The organism is Limnohabitans sp. T6-5, assembly GCF_003063315.1.
In the GTDB taxonomy this organism is placed as follows: domain Bacteria; phylum Pseudomonadota; class Gammaproteobacteria; order Burkholderiales; family Burkholderiaceae_C; genus Limnohabitans_A.
In genome coordinates this window covers 812,503-830,844 of sequence record NZ_NERV01000003.1, presented here as the reverse complement: position 1 = coordinate 830,844, position 18,342 = coordinate 812,503, and the positions used below count along the sequence as shown (strand labels likewise).

The following is an 18,342-nucleotide window of genomic DNA, read 5'->3' as shown; positions in this document are numbered from 1 at the left end:
TGTAGACGCCGGGGTTCACGCTGATGCTGTTGGCGGCCACTTCCACATTGGCATTGGGCGTAAACGTCGCTGTCCAGGTGGTGCCGCCGTCGGTGCTGGCCAGGGTGCTGAGCGTGCCGTTGGGCGCTGTGATATCGGCGTTGCTTAAGTCTTTGACGGCTTCGCTGAAGGTGATGGTGAGCTTGGCGCTTTGGCCTGCGGTCAGGCTGGTGAGGGCTGCGTTGGCGCTGTCGGTCAGGGTGACGCTGGCCGAGGGGGCTTTGGTGTCCACGCTGTAGTTGCCGCTGGTGCCCACGGTACCGGCGTTGCCGATCAGGTCGCTGTAGCTGCCTGCCAGGCTGATGGCGTTGAGGGGGCTTTCTGTGTTGACGTTGGGCGTGTAGGTGCCGGTCCAGACGATGCCGTCGGTACTGACCAAGGTGCCCAGTGTGCCGTTTTGCACCGTGACATCCGCGTTGCCAAAGTCTTGCACCTTCTCGCTGAAGGTGATGGTCAGCGTGGTGGTCTCGCCCGCTTGCAGGGCTTCGTCGGCCAGTTTGATGGTGGCCGTCGGCGCTTTGGTCTCGACACTGTAGTTGTTGCTCGCGCCTGCTGTGCCCACATTGCCCGACAGGTCGGTGTAGTTGGCCAGCACTTGGATGAGGTTGCTGGTGTCTTCGATGCCTACTGTAGGCGTGAGTGTGGCGGTCCAGGTCAGGCCGCCATCGGCGGTGGCCAGGTTGCTCAGCGTGGCTTGGTCGGCCGTCAGGTCTGACAGGTCAAAGGCTTTGACTTTTTCGCTGAAGGTGATGGTGACGGTGGCGCTGTCGCCCACTTTGAGGGCGCTCTTGTCCAGCACGATACTTTGCACGGTGGGCGCGGTGACGTCCACGGCGTAGGTTCGGGTGTCCGAAACGATTTGTGTGTTGCCTGCTGCATCGCTGGCTGTCAGCACCACTTCGATGGCGCTGCCTTGGTCGGCAATCAGATCGGCCGTGGCCACGCTCACGCTGTAATGACCCAGTGCATCCACCGTCGCGCTGAAGGTTTGACCGTTGACCAGCACTTTGACCACATCGCCTTCGCGGGCGTCGGTGACGCTGCCGGTGATGCCGGTGTGGGTTTGCACGGCGTCAGCGGGGCTCAAGGCGTCGTCGCCACCGATGGCGTTGATGCTGACCGCAGGCGCTGGGGCGGTGGTGTCCAGGGTAAAGCTCAGCGTGCTGGCTGCACTCACGTTGCCTGCCGTGTCGGTCTGGCGCACGCTCACGGTGTTGTCGCCTTCAGTGGCCACGAAAGTCGTTGCCCAGTCAGTGCCGTTGGTGCTGTATTCGAGGCTGGCACCGGCTTCCAGGTTGCCCGCCACAATGCTGCCGACTCGGCTGACTTTGTCGCTGGCACTGGCGCCGCTGTCGCACACCAAAGCGATGGTGGGTGTGGCCACCACCTTGTCCATCAGCAGGGCTAATGTTTTGGCTGCACTCACCACACCTGCGGCGCTGGTCGCGGTCACGCTGACCGTGCCGCTGGCCACATCGGTGCTGGCGGTCACGCTCCAGGCGCCATCGGCGTCCACCGTCGTGCTCAATATCTCGCCCGTGCCGGGCATGGTCACACGGATGATGTCGCCCGTCGTGCCGGTGCCACTGATGGTGGGCGTCAAGTCGTTGGTCAGCAGGTCTGTCTGGCTGCCGCTGTTGCTGGACGAATCCAGTTGAGCCGTGAACACAGGGTCTGCGGCATTCAGGATGAAGCTCAGCGCATCTGACGTGGCCACGTTGCCCGCTGCGTCCGTGACTTTGAGGGTCACGCTGTTGGCGCCTTCCACGGCCGTGAAGCTGCTGGTCCAGGTTTGGCCGTCGGTGCTGTATTGCACCTGCGCGTCGCTGTCCACGTTGTTCAGGTTCAGGGCACCGTTGCGGGTGATGCTGTCGCTGCTGCTGGTGCCGCTGTCGCAGCTGAGGGCCACGGTGGGTTTGCTGATGCTGGTGTCAAGCGAGTAGCTCAGGGTACTGGCGACGCCTGCATTGCCTGCGGCATCGAGGACACGCGCCTTGACGGTGTTGCTGCCTTCGGCAGCTGTGAAGGTGGTGCCCCAAGCTACGCCGTCTGTGCTGTATTGCAGCGTGGCGCCCACTTCCAAGGTCGTGACGCTGTAGCGGCCATCTTGGGTGATCTTGTCGGTGCCCAACGCGCCGCTGTCGCACACAAGCCCCAAGACGGGTGCATCGGGTGCTTGGGTGTCCAGGGTGAAGCTGTAGGTGGTGACTGCGCCCAGGTTGCCTGCGGCATCTGTGACGCGCACTTGCACATTGTTGACGCCTTCAGCCGCTGCAAAGGTGGTGGCCCAGTTCACGCCGTTGGTGCTGTATTCGAGTTGGCCGCCTGCTTCGACGCTGCTCAGGCTGAGCGTTCCCACGTTGGTGATCTTGTCGGTGCCTGCGCCGGTGATGGTGCCGCTGTCGCACACCAGGCCCACGGTGGGCGCTGCGGGGGATGCGCTGTCCAGCGTGAAGCTCAGGCTGGAGGTGCTGCTGACGTTGCCCGCTTTGTCGGTCACACGCACGCTGACCGTGTTGGCGCCTTCTGCGGCTGCAAACGTACTGCCCCAGACTGTGCCGTTGGTGCTGTATTCCAGCGTGGCACCGGCTTCAGCAGCGACGTTGATCGCGCCGTTGTTGCTGAGTTTGTCAGCTGACTGGCTGCCGCTGTCGCACACCAGGGTGAGCACGGCTGGGGTGGGCGCTGTGCTGTCCAGGGTGAAGCTGTAGTCTTGCGTGCGCTGGTTGCCTGCGGCGTCCATGACCCGCACTTTGACGGTATTCAGGCCTTCGGCTGCCGTGTAGGTGCTGGTCCAGGTGCTGCCGTTGGTGCTGTAGCTGATGTCTGCACCGGTTTCTGCGCCGGTGATGACCAGGGTGGCGTCGCGGCTGAGTTTGTCGGCCGCTGTGCCGCTGTCGCAGCTCAGGGCCACGGTGAAGGCGCTGGTTTGGCTGTCCAGCGTGAAGCTGAAGGCGCTGGAGGTGGCCACGTTGCCTGCGGCGTCCGTAGCGCGCACTTGCACGGTGTTGGCGCCTTCTGCGGCTGTGAACGTGGTGCTCCAGCTTGTGCCGTTGGTGCTGTATTCCAGCAGGCTGTCGCTGTCTGCGCTGACGCTGAAGGCGCCGTTGCTGGTGACTTTGTCTGTGCTGTTCGATCCAGTGTCGCTGATCAGACTGATCACCGGGGTGGCGATGCTGGCGTCGATTTGCAAGGCCAGTGTTTTGGCTGCGCTCACCACGCCTGCCGCGTTGCTTGCAGTCACGCTGACCGTGCCGCTGGCGATGTCGGTGCTGGCGGTCACGCTCCACTTGCCGTCTGCGGCCACTGTCGTGCTCAGGATCTCACCTGTGACGGGCATGGTCACACGGATGATGTCGCCCGTGGTGCCCGTGCCGCTGATCGTGGGGGTCAAGTCCTGGGTCAACAGGTCTGTGGGGCTGCCGCTGTTGCTGGACAGGTCCAGCTGGGCGGTGAACACCGCTTCAGCCGTGTTCAGCGTGAAGCTCAGTGCATCTGAGGTGGCCACATTGCCTGCTGCGTCTGTCACCTTGAGGGTCACGCTGTTGGCGCCCTCCACCGCCGTGAAGCTGCTGGTCCAGGTTTGACCGTCGGTGCTGTATTGCACTTGGGCGTCGCTGTCCACGTTGTTCAGATTCAGTGCGCCGTTGCGGGTGATGCCATCGCTGCTGCTGACTCCGCTGTCGCAGCTCAGGGCCACGGTGGGTTTGCTGATGCCGGTGTCCAGCGTGAAGCTCAGCGTGCTGGCAGTGCCTGCATTGCCTGCTGCGTCCAGGACCCGCGCCTTGAGGGTGTTGCTGCCTTCGGCGGCTGTGAAGGTGGTGCCCCACCCGACGCCGTCTGTGCTGTATTGCAACGTGGCGCCTGCTTCCGAGGTCGTGACGCTATAGCGGCTATCGTTGGTGATCTTGTCGGTGCCCAAAGCGCCGCTGTCGCACACCAGGCCAAGGACAGGCGCATCGGGCGCCCGCGTGTCCAGGGTGAAGCTGTAATTTGTGACTGCGCCCAGGTTGCCAGCGGCATCCGTCACGCGCACTTGCACGTTGTTGGCCCCCTCTGCGGCTGCAAAGGTGGTGGCCCAGTTCACGCCGTTGGTGCTGTATTCCAGCTGGCCGCCCGCTTCTACGCTGCTGAGACTCAGGGTGCCGATGTTGCTGAGTTTGTCGGTGCCTGCGCCAGTGATGCTGCCGCTGTCGCACACCAGGCCCACGGTGGGGGCTGTGGGGGCTGCACTGTCCAGGGTGAAGCTCAGGCTCGATGCCTCGCTGACGTTGCCTGCTTTGTCGGTGACGCGCACGCTGACGGTGTTGGCGCCTTCTGCGGCTGCAAAGGTGCTGCCCCAGCTGCTGCCGTTGGTGCTGTATTCGAGGGTGGCACCGGCTTCGGCGGCCACGTTGATGGCGCCGTTGTTCGTGAGTTGGTCTGCGCCTTGACTGCCGCTGTCACACACCAGGGTGAGCACCGCTGGGGTTGGCTCGGTGCTGTCCAGGGTGAAGCTGTAGTCTTGTGTGCGTTGGTTGCCTGCGGCGTCCATGACCCGCACTTTGACGTTGTTCAGGCCTTCGGCTGCTGCGTAGGTGCTGGTCCAGGTGCTGCCATTGGTGCTGTAGCTGATGTCGGCCCCGGCTTCTGCGCCGGTGATGACCAGGGTGGCGTCACGGCTGACTTTGTCGCCTGTGGTGCCGCTGTCGCAGCTCAAGGCGACTGTGAAGGCGCTGGTTTGGCTGTCCAGCGTGAAGCTGAAGGCGCTGGAGGTGGCCACGTTGCCTGCGGCGTCGGTGGCGCGCACTTGCACGGTGTTGGCGCCTTCTGCGGCTGCAAAGGTGCTGGTCCACGTTGTGCCGTTGGTGCTGTATTCCAGCAGGCTGTCGCTGTCTGCGCTGACGCTGAAGGCGCCGTTGCTGGTGACTTTGTCTGTGCTGTTCGATCCAGTGTCGCTGGCCAGGCTGAACACTGGAGTGGTGATGCTGGCGTCGATTTGCAACGTCAGTGTCTTGGCGGCACTCACCACGCCTGCGGCATTGGTCGCAGTCACGCTGACGGCGCCGCTGGCCACATCGGTGCTGGCGGTCACGCTCCAGGCGCCACTGGCGTCCACTGCCGTGCTCAAGATCTCGCCTGTGCCGGGCATGATCACACGGATGATGTCGCCCTCTGTGCCCGTGCCGCTGACCGTGGGGGTCAGGTCCTGGGTCAGCAGGTCTGTTGGGCTGCCGCTGTTGCTGGACAGGTCCAGTTGGGCGGTGAACACCGCGTCTGCTGCGTTCAGTGTGAAGCTCAGCGTGTCCGAGGTGGCCACGTTGCCAGCTGCGTCCGTGACTTTGACGGTCACGCTGTTGGCGCCCTCCACCGCTGTGAAGCTGCTGGTCCAGGTTTGTCCGTCGGTGCTGTATTGCACCTGCGCGTCGCTGTCCACATTGTTCAGGTTCAGCGCGCCGTTGCGGGTGATGCCATCGCTGCTGCTGACTCCGCTGTCGCAGCTCAGGGCCACGGTGGGTTTGCTGATGCCGGTGTCCAGCGTGAAGCTCAGCGTGCTGGCAGTGCCTGCATTGCCTGCCGCGTCAAGGACCCGCGCCTTGACGGTGTTGCTGCCTTCGGCGGCTGTGAACGTGGTGCCCCAGGCGACGCCGTCTGTGCTGTATTGCAGCGTGGCGCCTGCTTCCGAGGTCGTGACGCTGTAGATGCCATCGTTGGTGATCTTGTCGGTGCCCAAAGCGCCGCTGTCGCACACCAGGCCAAGGACAGGCGCATCGGGCGCTTGGGTGTCCAAGGTGAAGCTGTAATTTGTGACTGCGCCCAGGTTGCCTGCTGCATCCGTCACGCGCACTTGCACGTTGTTGGCACCCTCTGCGGCTGCAAAGGTGGTGGCCCAGTTCACGCCGTTGGTGCTGTATTCCAGCTGGCCGCCCGCTTCTACGCTGCTGAGACTCAGGGTGCCGATGTTGCTGAGTTTGTCGGTGCCTGCGCCAGTGATGCTGCCGCTGTCGCACACCAGGCCCACGGTGGGGGCTGTGGGGGCTGCACTGTCCAGGGTGAAGCTCAGGCTCGATGCCTCGCTGACGTTGCCTGCTTTGTCGGTGACGCGCACGCTGACGGTGTTGGCGCCTTCTGCGGCTGCAAAGGTGCTGCCCCAGCTGCTGCCGTTGGTGCTGTATTCCAAGGTGGCGCCAGCTTCGGCGGCCACGTTGATGGCGCCGTTGTGGGTGAGTCGGTCGCCCGCTTGGCTGCCGCTGTCGCACACCAGGGTGAGCACGGCCGGGGTTGGCGCGGTGCTGTCCAGGGTGAAGCTGTAGTCTTGGGTGCGCTGGTTGCCTGCCGCGTCCATGACCCGCACTTTGACGGTATTCAGGCCTTCGGTGGCGGCATAGGTGCTGGTCCAGGTGCTGCCGTTGGTGCTGTAGCTGATGTCTGCACCGGTTTCTGCGCCGGTGATGACCAGGGTGGCGTCGCGGCTGAGTTTGTCGCCCGCTGTACCGCTGTCGCAACTCAAGGCGACGGTGAAGGCGCTGGTTTGGCTGTCCAGGGTGAAGCTGAAGGCGCTGGAGGGGGCCACATTGCCTGCGGCATCCGTAGCGCGCACTTGCACGGTGTTGGCGCCTTCTGCGGCTGTGAACGTGGTGCTCCAGCTTGTGCCGTTGGTGCTGTATTCCAGCAGGCTGTCGCTGTCTGCGCTGACGCTGAAGGCGCCGTTGCTGGTGACTTTGTCTGTGCTGTTCGATCCAGTGTCGCTGATCAGACTGATCACCGGGGTGGCGATGCTGGCGTCGATTTGCAAGGCCAGTGTTTTGGCTGCGCTCACCACGCCTGCCGCGTTGCTTGCAGTCACGCTGACCGTGCCGCTGGCGATGTCGGTGCTGGCGGTCACGCTCCACTTGCCGTCTGCGTCCACCGTCGTGCTCAATATCTCGCCCGTGCCGGGCATGGTCACACGGATGATGTCGCCCTCTGTGCCCGTGCCGCTGATCGTGGGGGTCAGGTCCTGGGTCAGCAGGTCGGTCTGGCTGCCGCTGTTGCTGGACAGGTCCAGCTGGGCGGTGAACACCGCGTCTGCTGCGTTCAGTGTGAAGCTCAGTGCATCTGAGGTGGCCACATTGCCCGCTGCGTCCGTGACCTTGAGGGTCACACTGTTGGCACCTTCCACGGCTGTGAAGCTGCTGGTCCAGGTTTGTCCGTCGGTGCTGTATTGCACCTGCGCGTCGCTGTCCACGTTGTTCAGGTTCAGCGCGCCGTTGCGGGTGATGCCATCGCTGCTGCTGACTCCGCTGTCGCAGCTCAGGGCCACGGTGGGTTTGCTGATGCCGGTGTCCAGCGTGAAGCTCAGCGTGCTGGCAGTGCCTGCATTGCCTGCCGCGTCAAGGACCCGCGCCTTGACGGTGTTGCTGCCTTCGGCGGCTGTGAACGTGGTGCCCCAGGCGACGCCGTCTGTGCTGTATTGCAGCGTGGCGCCTGCTTCCGAGGTCGTGACGCTGTAGATGCCATCGTTGGTGATCTTGTCGGTGCCCAAAGCGCCGCTGTCGCACACCAGGCCAAGGACAGGCGCATCGGGCGCCCGTGTGTCCAGGGTGAAGCTGTAATTTGTGACTGCGCCCAGGTTGCCAGCGGCATCCGTCACGCGCACTTGCACGTTGTTGGCCCCCTCTGCGGCTGCAAAGGTGGTGGCCCAGTTCACGCCGTTGATGCTGTATTCGAGCTGGCCGCCTGCTTCTACGCTGCTGAGACTGAGCGTGCCGATGTTGCTGAGTTTGTCTGTGCCCGCGCCAGTGATGCTGCCGCTGTCGCACACCAGGCCCACGGTGGGCGCCACGGGAGCTGCGCTGTCCAAGGTGAAGCTCAGGCTCGATGGCTCGCTGACGTTGCCTGCTTTGTCCGTGACGCGCACGCGGACGGTGTTGGCGCCTTCTACGGCTGCAAAGGTGCTGCCCCAGCTTGTGCCGTTGGTGCTGTATTCGAGGGTGGCACCGGCTTCGGCGGCCACGTTGATGGCGCCGTTGTTCGTGAGTTGGTCTGCGCCTTGACTGCCGCTGTCACACACCAGGGTGAGCACCGCTGGGGTGGGCGCGGTGCTGTCCAGGGTGAAGCTGTAGTCTTGGGTGCGCTGGTTGCCTGCCGCGTCCATGACCCGCACTTTGACGTTGTTCAAGCCTTCGGCTGCTGCGTAGGTGCTGGTCCAGGTGCTGCCATTGGTGCTGTAGCTGATGTCAGCCCCGGCTTCTGCGCCCGTGATGACCAAGGTGACGTCACGGCTGACTTTGTCGCTGGCCGAGCCGCTGTCGCAGCTCAAGGCGACTGTGAAGGCGCTGGTTTGGCTGTCCAGCGTGAAGCTGAAGGTGCTGGAGGTGGCCACGTTGCCTGCGGCGTCGGTGGCACGCACTTGGACCGTGTTGGCCCCTTCCGTCGCCGTGAAGGTGGTGCCCCAGGTCGTACCGTTGGTGCTGTATTCCAGCTGGCTGTCGCTGTCTGAAGTGATGCCGATGGCGCCGTTGCTGGTGACTTTGTCTGTGCTGTCCGATCCGCTGTCGCTGATCAGGCTGATGAGCGGTGTGGTGATGCTGGCGTCGATCAGCAGAGGCAGTGTCTGCGCTGCACTGGTGTTGCCTGCCGGATCGGTGGCGATGATGCTCACGCTGCCGCTGGCGATCACCAGGGTTGGCGTGACGCTCCAGCTGCCGTCTGCAGCCACCGTGGTGCTCAGCACTTCGTTGGTGCCGGGCATGGTCACTTGAATCACATCATCCGTCGTTCCCGTGCCACTGATCGTGGGCATGTTGACGTTGGTCAGGCGGTCTGACAAAGCGCCGCTGTTGCTCGCATCATCGAGCATGACGGTGAAGCTCGGAGCCTTGGTGTCCACGGCGTACGAGGCTGTGGCCACTGTGCCTGTGTTGCCCGCTTCGTCGGTGTAGGCCGTGCTCAGGCTCAGCGTGTTGCTGGCTGCTTCGGTGTCCACGCTCGGCGTGAAGGTGGCTGTCCAGATCAGGCCGTCTGCGCTGGCGGTGAAGCTGCTCAAAGCCCCGTTGGGCGCCGTGATGTCCGCGTTGCTGAAGTCTTTGACTTTCTCGCTGAAGGTGATGGTCACCGTGGCGCTCTCGCCTGCTTTGAGGGCGTTGTCGCTCAAGGCGATGCTGGCCGTTGGCGCTTTGAGGTCAATCGCGTAGTTGGCGCTGCTGGTGCTGGCGCCTTGGTTGCCCGCCACGTCGGTGTAGCTGTTGGCCACGCTCATGAGGTTGCTGGCGTCTGCCGTGCCTGCCGTGGGCGTGAAGGTGCCGCTCCAGGTCTTGCCGCCGTCTGTGGTGGCCAGGGTGGTGAGCGTGCCGTTCTCGACCGTCACATCAGTGTTGTCAAAGCCAGTGACTTTTTCGCTGAAGCTGATGGTGACTTGCGCGCTCTCGCCTGCCGTCAGCGCGTTGTCGCTCAGCGTGATGCTGGCTGTGGGGCCTTGGGTGTCCACCGCGTAGTTGGCGCTGGATGCGGCTGAGCCTGCGTTACCGGCCAGGTCGCTGTAGGCGCCGGGGTTGACGCTGATGCTGTTGGCCGCGACTTCCACGTTGGCGTTGGGCGTGAACGTGGCGGTCCAGGTGGTGCCGCCGTCGGTGCTGGCCAGGGTGCTCAGTGTGCCGTTGGGGGCCATGACGTCGGCGTTGCTGAAGTCTTTGACCGCTTCGCTGAAGGTGATCGTGAGGTTGGCGCTTTGTCCTGCCGTGAGGCTGGTGATGGCCGCGCCTTGGGTGTCTTGGAGGGTGACGGTGGCCGAGGGGGCCTTGGTGTCCACGCTGTAGTTGCCGCTGGTGCCCACGGCTCCGGCGTTGCCAATCAGGTCGCTGTAGGTGTTGGCCAGCGTGATGACGTTGGTGGTGTCTTCAAGGTTGACGCTGGGGGTGTAGGTGCCCGTCCAGACGATGCCGTCGCTGCTGACCAGCGTGCCCAATGTGCCGTTTTGCACGGTGACATCGGCATTGCCAAAGTCTTGCACTTTTTCGCTGAAGGTGATGGTCAGCGTGGTGGTTTCGCCCGCTTGCAGGGCTTCGTCGGCCAGTTTGATGGTGGCCGTCGGTGCTTTGGTGTCCAGGCTGTAGTTGCCGCTCGTGCCTGCGGTGCCCACGTTGCCTGCAGTGTCGGTGTAGGTGGCCGACAGTTGCACCAGGTTGCTGGTGTCTTCGATGCTGCTGTTGGCCACCAGGGTGGCCGTCCAGGTCAGGCCGTCGTCGGCTGTGGCCAGGTCGCTCAGGCTGGCGTTGTCGGCCACCAGATCGCCCACATCAAAGGCGATCACTTTCTCGGAGAAGCGGATGGTGACGGTGGCGCTGTCGCCTGCTTTGAGCAGTGTTTTATCCAGCGCGATGCTTTGCACTTGCGGCGCCGCAGTGTCCACGCTGTAGCTGCGGCTGGCCGAGGTGCTGGCTTGGTTGCCTGCGGCATCGCTGGCGTTGAGCAGCACTTCCAGTGTTTTGTCCGAGTCGGCCACCAGGTCGGCCGTGTCGATGCCGATGTTGTAGCTGCCCACGGCGTTGACCGTGCCGCTGAAGGTGTGGCCGTTCACGGCAATTTGCACCAGATCGCCTTCGCTGGCTTGCAGCGCAGAGCCGGTGATGGTGGTTTGCGGGTTGGCCGCATCGGCCGGGCCCACGGCATCGTCGCCGCCAATGGGCGTGATGCTGACGGTGGGCACGGGTTTGCCGGTGTCCACCGTGAAGCTGAACACGGTGGGGGTGCTGGTGTTGTTGGCTTTGTCGGTTTGGCGCACTTGCACGGTGTTGGCGCCTTCTTGCGCCGTGAAGGTGTTGCTCCAGGTGCTGCCGTCAGTGCTGTATTCGACCAAGGCGTCTGTTTCGATGAGCCCAATGTTCAGGTTGCCTACGGTGCTGATCTTGTCGCTTTGGCTGCGCCCGGTGTCGCACAGCAAGCTGACGGAGGGTGAGGCCACGGTTTGGTCGATGACCACCGCCAGGTTGATGGTGGCGTCCACCGAGTTGCCCGCTTGCAAGGTGCGTTCGATTTGCACATTGCCCGAGGCAATGGCCAGCGTGGGCGTGACGGACCACAGGCCGTTGTTGTCGACCACGGTGGTGAGCACTTCGCCGGTGCCGGGCATGGTCACTTTGATGCGGTCGCCTTCTGCGCCGCTGCCGGTGATGGTGGGGGTGTCGTAGTAGGTACTCAGGTCCGTCAGGGCGCCGCTGTTGCTGTTGTTGTCCAGGCCCGCGGTGAAGGTGCCTGCTTTGGTGTTGAGCACAAATTTGAGGACGTCGGAGACGGCGATGTTGCCTGCCTCGTCCCGGACCCGTGCGTAGACGGTGTTGCTGCCTTCTATGGCGCTGTAGGTGTTGGTCCAGCTGCTGGCGTTGGTGCTGTATTCGACCACGGCACCGGCTTCGATGGCCGAGCCGGTGGCGCTGCCGGGGGCGTTCAGGCTGGCGTCGATGGTGACCAGATCGCCCGGGGTGCCGGTGTCGGAAGCCAGGGTCAGGATCGGTTTGACGATCTGGGTGTCCACGGTGAACACCAGTTGGCTGGCCGCTCCGGTGTTGCCTGCAGCATCGACCACGCGTGCGTTGACAGTGTTGCTGCCCTCACCGGCTGCAAACGTGGTGCCCCAGGCTGAGCCATTGCTGCTGTATTGGAGCGTGGCACCCGCTTCCAGTGAGGACGCGGTGAGGCTGCCGGTTTGTGTGATTTTGTCGGTGCCCAAGGTGCCGCTGTCGCACACCAGTCCAAGGACGGGCGCATCGGGTGCTTGGGTGTCCAGGGTGAAGCTGTAGGTGGCCACGGCCCCGGTGTTGCCTGCGGCATCGGTCACGCGCACTTGCACGTTGTTGGCGCCTTCGGCGGCGGCGAACGTGGTGACCCAGTTCACGCCGTTGGTGCTGTATTCAAGCTGGCCGCCTGCTTCTACGCTGCTCAGGCTCAGGGTGCCTGAGTTCGTGATTTTGTCGGTGCCTGCCCCACTGATGGTGCCGCTGTCGCAGACCAGACCTACTGTGGGGGCCACGGGCGCTGCGCTGTCCAGCGTGAAGCTCAGGCTGGAGGTGCTGCTGACGTTGCCCGCTTTGTCGGTGACGCGCACGCTCACCGTGTTGGCGCCTTCTGCGGCTGCAAAGGTGCTGCCCCAGCTTGTGCCGTTGGTGCTGTATTCGAGGGTGGCACCGGCTTCGGCGGCGACATTGATGGCGCCGTTGTTGGTGAGTTGGTCAGCGCCTTGGCTGCCGCTGTCGCACACCAGGGTGAGCACGGCCGCTGTGGGCGCTGTGCTGTCCAGGGTGAAGCTGTAGTCTTGGGTGCGCTGGTTGCCTGCGGCGTCCATGACCCGCACCTTGACGGTGTTCAGGCCTTCGGCTGCTGTGTAGGTGCTGGTCCAGGTGCTGCCATTGGTGCTGTATTCGATACTGGCTCCGGCTTCTGCGCCGGTGATGACCAGGGTGCCATCTCGGCTGACTTTATCGCCTGCTGTGCCGCTGTCGCAGCTGAGCGCCACTGTGAAGGCGCTGGTTTGGCTGTCCAGCGTGAAGCTGAATGCAGCCGAGGTGGCCACATTGCCTGCAGCGTCGGTGGCGCGCACTTGGACCGTGTTGGCGCCTTCTGCGGCTGTGAACGTGGTGCTCCAGCTTGTGCCGTTGGTGCTGTATTCCAGCAGGCTGTCGCTGTCTGAAGTGATGCCGATGGCGCCGTTGCTGGTGACTTTGTCTGTGGTGTTGGATCCGCTGTCGCTGATCAGGCTGATCACGGGGGTGGTGATGCTGGCGTCGATTTGCAACGTCAGTGTCTTGGCGGCACTCACCACGCCTGCGGCATTGGTCGCAGTCACGCTGACCGTGCCGCTGGCCACATCGGTGCTGGCGGTCACGCTCCAGGCGCCATCGGCGTCCACCGTCGTGCTCAATATCTCGCCCGTGCCGGGCATGGTCACACGGATGATGTCGCCCGTCGTGCCGGTGCCACTGATGGTGGGCGTCAAGTCGTTGGTCAGCAGGTCTGTCTGGCTGCCGCTGTTGCTGGACGAATCCAGTTGAGCCGTGAACACAGGGTCTGCGGCATTCAGGATGAAGCTCAGCGCATCTGACGTGGCCACGTTGCCCGCTGCGTCCGTGACTTTGAGGGTCACGCTGTTGGTGCCTTCCACGGCCGTGAAGCTGCTGGTCCAGGTTTGGCCGTCGGTGCTGTATTGCACCTGCGCGTCGCTGTCCACGTTGTTCAGGTTCAGGGCACCGTTGCGGGTGATGCTGTCGCTGCTGCTGGTGCCGCTGTCGCAGCTGAGGGCCACGGTGGGTTTGCTGATGCTGGTGTCAAGCGTGAAGATCAAGGTACCGGCGGCGCCTGCATTGCCTGCAGCATCGATGACCCGCGCCTTGACGGTGTTGCTGCCTTCGGCTGCTGTGAAGGTGGTGCCCCACCCAACGCCGTCTGTGCTGTATTGCAGCGTGGCGCCCACTTCCGAGGTCGTGACGCTGTAGCGGCCGTCTTGGGTGATCTTGTCGGTGCCCAACGCGCCGCTGTCGCACACCAAGCTCAGTACGGGTGCATCGGGTGCTTGGGTGTCCAGGGTGAAGCTGTAGGTGGCCACGGCCCCGGTGTTGCCTGCGGCATCGGTCACGCGCACTTTGACGTTGTTCACGCCTTCGGCAGCTGCAAACGTGGTGGCCCAGTTCACGCCGTTGGTGCTGTATTCAATCAGCCCTGCTGTTTCTGCCGTCTGCACGGCCAGTGTGCCGGTGTGGCTGACTTTGTCGCTGTTGGCCAAAACGTTCAGGCCGCTGTCGCACACCAAGCCAACGCTGGCGGCCGCAGGGGCTGCGCTGTCCAGCGTGAAGTTCAGGCTGGAGGTGCTGCTGACGTTGCCCGCTTTGTCGGTCACACGCACGCTCACCGTGTTGGCGCCTTCTGCGGCTGCAAACGTACTGCCCCAGACTGTGCCGTTGGTGCTGTATTCCAGCGTGGCACCGGTTTCGGCGGCGACGTTGATCGCGCCGTTGTTGCTGAGTTTGTCTGCGCCTTGGCTGCCGCTGTCGCACACCAGGGTGAGCACGGCTGGGGTAGGCGCTGTGCGGTCCAGGGTGAAGCTGTAATCTTGTGTGCGTTGGTTGCCTGCGGCGTCCATGACCCGCACTTTGACGTTGTTCAGGCCTTCGGCTGCTGCGTAGGTGCTGGTCCAGATGGTTCCGTTGGTGCTGTAGCTGACTTCCGCTCCAACTTCTACACCACTCAGCAGCAATGAGCCCTCTCGGCTGATGCTGTCTGCCGCCTGTCCACTGTCGCAGTTCAATGCCACGGTGAAGGTGCTGATCTGGCTGTCCAGCGTGAACACCATTTCCTCAGAGGTTGCCGTGTTGCCCGCAGCGTCGGTAGCGCGCACTTGCACGCGGTTTTCACCTTCGACCGCCACGAAGCTGTTGAACCAGTCGGTACCGTTGGTGCTGTATTCAAGACGTGCATCACTGTCAGCCCCCGAAACAGTCAACTCGCCCTGATGGGTCAAACTGTCACCAAAAATCGCGGTGTCTGAAGCCAAAGTCACAAGCGGCTGACTGACGTGCTTATCGACCGTGAACACCAGCGTTTCGACAAGGCCTGCATTGCCTGCTGCATCCACACTGCGGACTTTGACGGTGTTGATGCCCTCACCCGCCGCGAATGTCGATGCCCAACCCACGCCGTCTGTGCTGTACTCCAAAATGCTGCCAGCCTCAACAGAACCGACAAGCAGCGCGCCATCTTGGCTGATGTTGTCGGTTTCATAAATGCCCGAATCACAAGCCAAAAACACGGTGGGTGCGTCAGGACCTTGCGTGTCGAGAGTGAAGTTGAAAGGGGTCGTCGCCCCCACATTGCCCGCACCGTCTACGACCCGAATCTGAACCTGATTCAAGCCTTCGTGCGCACTGAACGTGGTCGTCCAGATGCCCCCATTGGTGCTGTACTGGATTTGGCTGTCCGTATCTTGGGTATTGAGACGCAGCAAGCCCTGAGCGGTCAGTTGGTCAGGGATATCGCTGCCGGTGTCACAAACCAAACTCACAAGCGGTGCATCGGGCAGCTGGGTGTCCATCCAAAAATTCAGACTGCTGGTTTCACTGACATTGCCAGCAGCATCTTTGGCACGGGCAGAGACCGTATTGAAACCCTCATTCGCAGCAAACGTGGTGACCCAGGTCTGACCATCCAGACTTAACTCCACTGTGGTGCCCAAATCAAAGTCAATATTGATCCGCCCATCCACCGTGATCTGATCGTTGTCACGCCAACCACTGTCATTGACCAAGCTGATGACAGGCGCAGATGGACGCAGACTGTCCACTGTGAAGGAAAAGTCCTCGGGGCGCACATTCCCTGCCACATCCTTGACCTGCACGGTCACCAGATTGTGACCTTCGGTCGGCACAAATGTGCTTGACCAGGAAGCGCCACCATCAGAGCTGAAACTCAAAGAGGTGGATGTCTCGACCCCCCCCAACATCAAGACAGCCTCTTGGGTGATCTTGTCTGTGGGCACAGCGGAGTCACAGCTCAGTGCCACTTGATAGACCGGGACTGTGGTGTCCAGGGTGAACGTCATCGGCTGCGAGGTGGCCGTGTTGCCAGCAGCATCGGTGGCGCGCACGTAGACTGAGTTTGCCCTTTCTGTGGCGGTGAAGGTGCTCGCCCAGCTGCTGCCGTCCGTGCTGTATTCGAGCTGAGCGCCGCCGTCAGCAAGGACACTGAGGACGCCACTGTTGGTGACTTTGTCCGTCGCGCTCAATCCACTGTCACAGCTCAGGCTCACCACAGGGATCGAGATGCTCTTGTCAATCACCAATGACAAAATTTGCGCTGGACTGGCGTTGCCAGCCGAATCGGTGGCGATCACACTCACGCTGCCGCTGGCTATCGATTGGGTGGGCGTCACACGCCATTGGCCACTGGCGTCCACGGTGGTGCTGAGCACTTCCAGTGTGCCGGGCATGGTCACGCGGATGATGTCACCTGTCGTGCCGGTGCCGCTGAGGGTCGGCGTGTCATCGTTGGTGGCCGAATCGTCCACCAGACCGGTGTCGCTGGCGGTATCCAGCTTGACCGTAAAACCCGGAAGTTGAGTGTCCACGGCATAAGTCGTTGAAGCCGCATGACCCGCATTCCCTGCTTGATCGGCGTAAGTCGATTGCAGACTCAAGCTCAACCCCAGATTGTCGGAACCCGCTTCTGGGGTGAACGTCGCCGTCCAAATCAGCCCAGTCGCATCAGACACAAAATCACCCAAACTGCCATGCTGCGCGATGACATCGTCTTTGCTGAAACCCGTGACTTTTTCATTGAAGGTGATGGTGACTGTTGCCGTGTCACCCACTTTCAAGACGGATTTATCCATCGTGATGGTGGCCTCAGGGCCTTTGGTATCCAAAGTGAACACCATGGTCGACGTGGCACTGCGCACACCGCCTTTTTCAGCCCGAACCCATAAAGTATTGAGGCCCTCTACTGGGGTGCACTGGGTGGTCCAGGTTTTGCCTTGATCCAGGCTGTAGTAAACCGTGACGTCAGACGCTACACCATTGACATTGATCCGCGCATCCTGAGTGACTGTATCCCCCGCGATCCCGGTGTCCGCAGAAAGCGCCAACTGGGGTGCACTGGGCGCAGCGACCGGATCAGATTTGCCCTTGGAAGCCAAGCCTGCAACAGCCAATAAACCACCTGCTCCCACCAAACCCCATAAACCAAATATTCCACCGCCACCGGCAGCTACTGCACTGGGTACCAAAGGTACGGCATGCACTTGCGTCTGGCCAAACAAATCGGCACTCCATGCGCTGGAAGCAACGCCATCCGCCACCTGGTATTCCAAGACCTTGCCCGCTTGGTCATAGCCATAAATTCGGCAATCATTGGATTTGCAAACATCAAAATAATTGTTGATGACGAAATCTGCACCTTCAGAAAAATCGCCATCCAGCACCAATTCCAGATTTTTGGCGACACGCCGAACATGGATCTTCTGTGGCGGCGCGACTTCAGGCAACACCTTGTCATTCAAAGTCAACACCATCAATTTGGTCGAAGCTATGGCATCAAGACTGACGGGGCTGGACTTGCTGGCTCGCACATTGCGGTTGATCGTCTCCGCACTTTGAACCACGCGCCCTTGGGCGTCCAACATTTTGATTGACTTCATGATTTTTCTGATTTTCAGAAAATTACATTAAAAGTAAACAATTTACTTTTAACTGAATTTTTTTGATTTAAATGAAAATTTTGATAAAAATTATTCAATAAATCATGAAAATCAAAAACCTCTAATTGGGGTACTCCTGCCAAAAATATCGCAAAACAACCAAAAATAGCAAAAAAAGGCAATGAAAATTAATTTGGGTAGTTTGTAAATCGAGCCGTCCATGAGTGGGGACGACATCTGGCTTTGTTCATCGCCAAAACTCAACGCATCAAAAAGACCAAGAGCAGCAAGCCATGCCTATCCAAGAACTCAGTCCCGCAGGACAAGCAATACATCTGATCGGAACTCGCGACCATAAAGAATGAGAACCACCAAGGCTGTGGCCAAGACCAGGGCTAAAGGCGAAAAAAACCAGGCCATGGCTGCAAACGAAAAATAATAGGCCCGCAAACCGTCATTGAAGGTCTCTGCGGCAGCACCGACCAGGTGCCCCGCCCGCTGGGCCACAGCCTGACGATCCTGACGCCCTGAATCGAACTCCTCCGGGGGTGGCATGGCCCCAATGACCAGCGCGACAAAGGTGTACTGGCGCATGGACCACGAAAAACGGAAGAAAGCGTAAACAAAGATACCCACCAAAACCAGCACCTTGAACTCAAACACCAGTATGGGCGTGGGCTGGGCAAACGGGATCTCGCGCACCAGCTCTGCTGCTTTGTCGGTGGTGCCCAACAAGGCAAACAAGCCGCCGATGATGATGATGGTGGTGGATGAAAAAAACGATGGCGTGTGCGACAGGTTTTGCGTGATCAGACCATCGAGCATGCGCGGATCTCGCGCCGTGGCCTGCAGCATCCATTGCTGGCGGTACAAATTGGTGGTGGCAATGAGGCTCTGGTCACGCTTGCCACGCACCTTGGCAAACCAGGCATAACCCACCCAAAGACTGAAAAAAGCCACCAGCGCCAACCAATCGAGCCAGGGCAACATTGTCATGATTTTCATGGGTCTATCCTAGCAAGCAAGGAGCCCCTGGCACCTGAGCACCCCAAAAAGTCATGCGGTGCTGTCTCGGTGAACGCAAAACGTCGGACGCTGCGAGTGCCGACCTGCGGGTACTGTTTTTGTAGGTCGGCGGCTTCATCCCCGACATGGGCATGCGCTAA

The 18,342-nt window shown here is 61.6% G+C and carries 2 protein-coding genes; both read right to left on the bottom strand.

The window, feature by feature from the left end:
- Window positions 1-17,176 (bottom strand): Ig-like domain-containing protein (locus tag B9Z51_RS15335; RefSeq protein WP_108375956.1); only part of this gene is annotated, 17,176 nt, incomplete at its 3' end.
- A 309-nt stretch (window positions 17,177-17,485) separates the two neighbouring features.
- Window positions 17,486-18,181, bottom strand: coding sequence for a DUF599 domain-containing protein (locus B9Z51_RS15330; RefSeq protein ID WP_108375955.1), 696 nt, complete (start codon window positions 18,179-18,181; stop codon window positions 17,486-17,488).
- Between the last annotated feature and the right edge of the window lie 161 nt (window positions 18,182-18,342).

What these genes read in the sequence shown, in the direction of transcription:
- B9Z51_RS15330 (WP_108375955.1), bottom strand. Translation starts at nt 18,181, where the DNA reads ATGAAAATCATGACAATGTTGCCCTGGCTCGATTGGTTGGCGCTGGTG.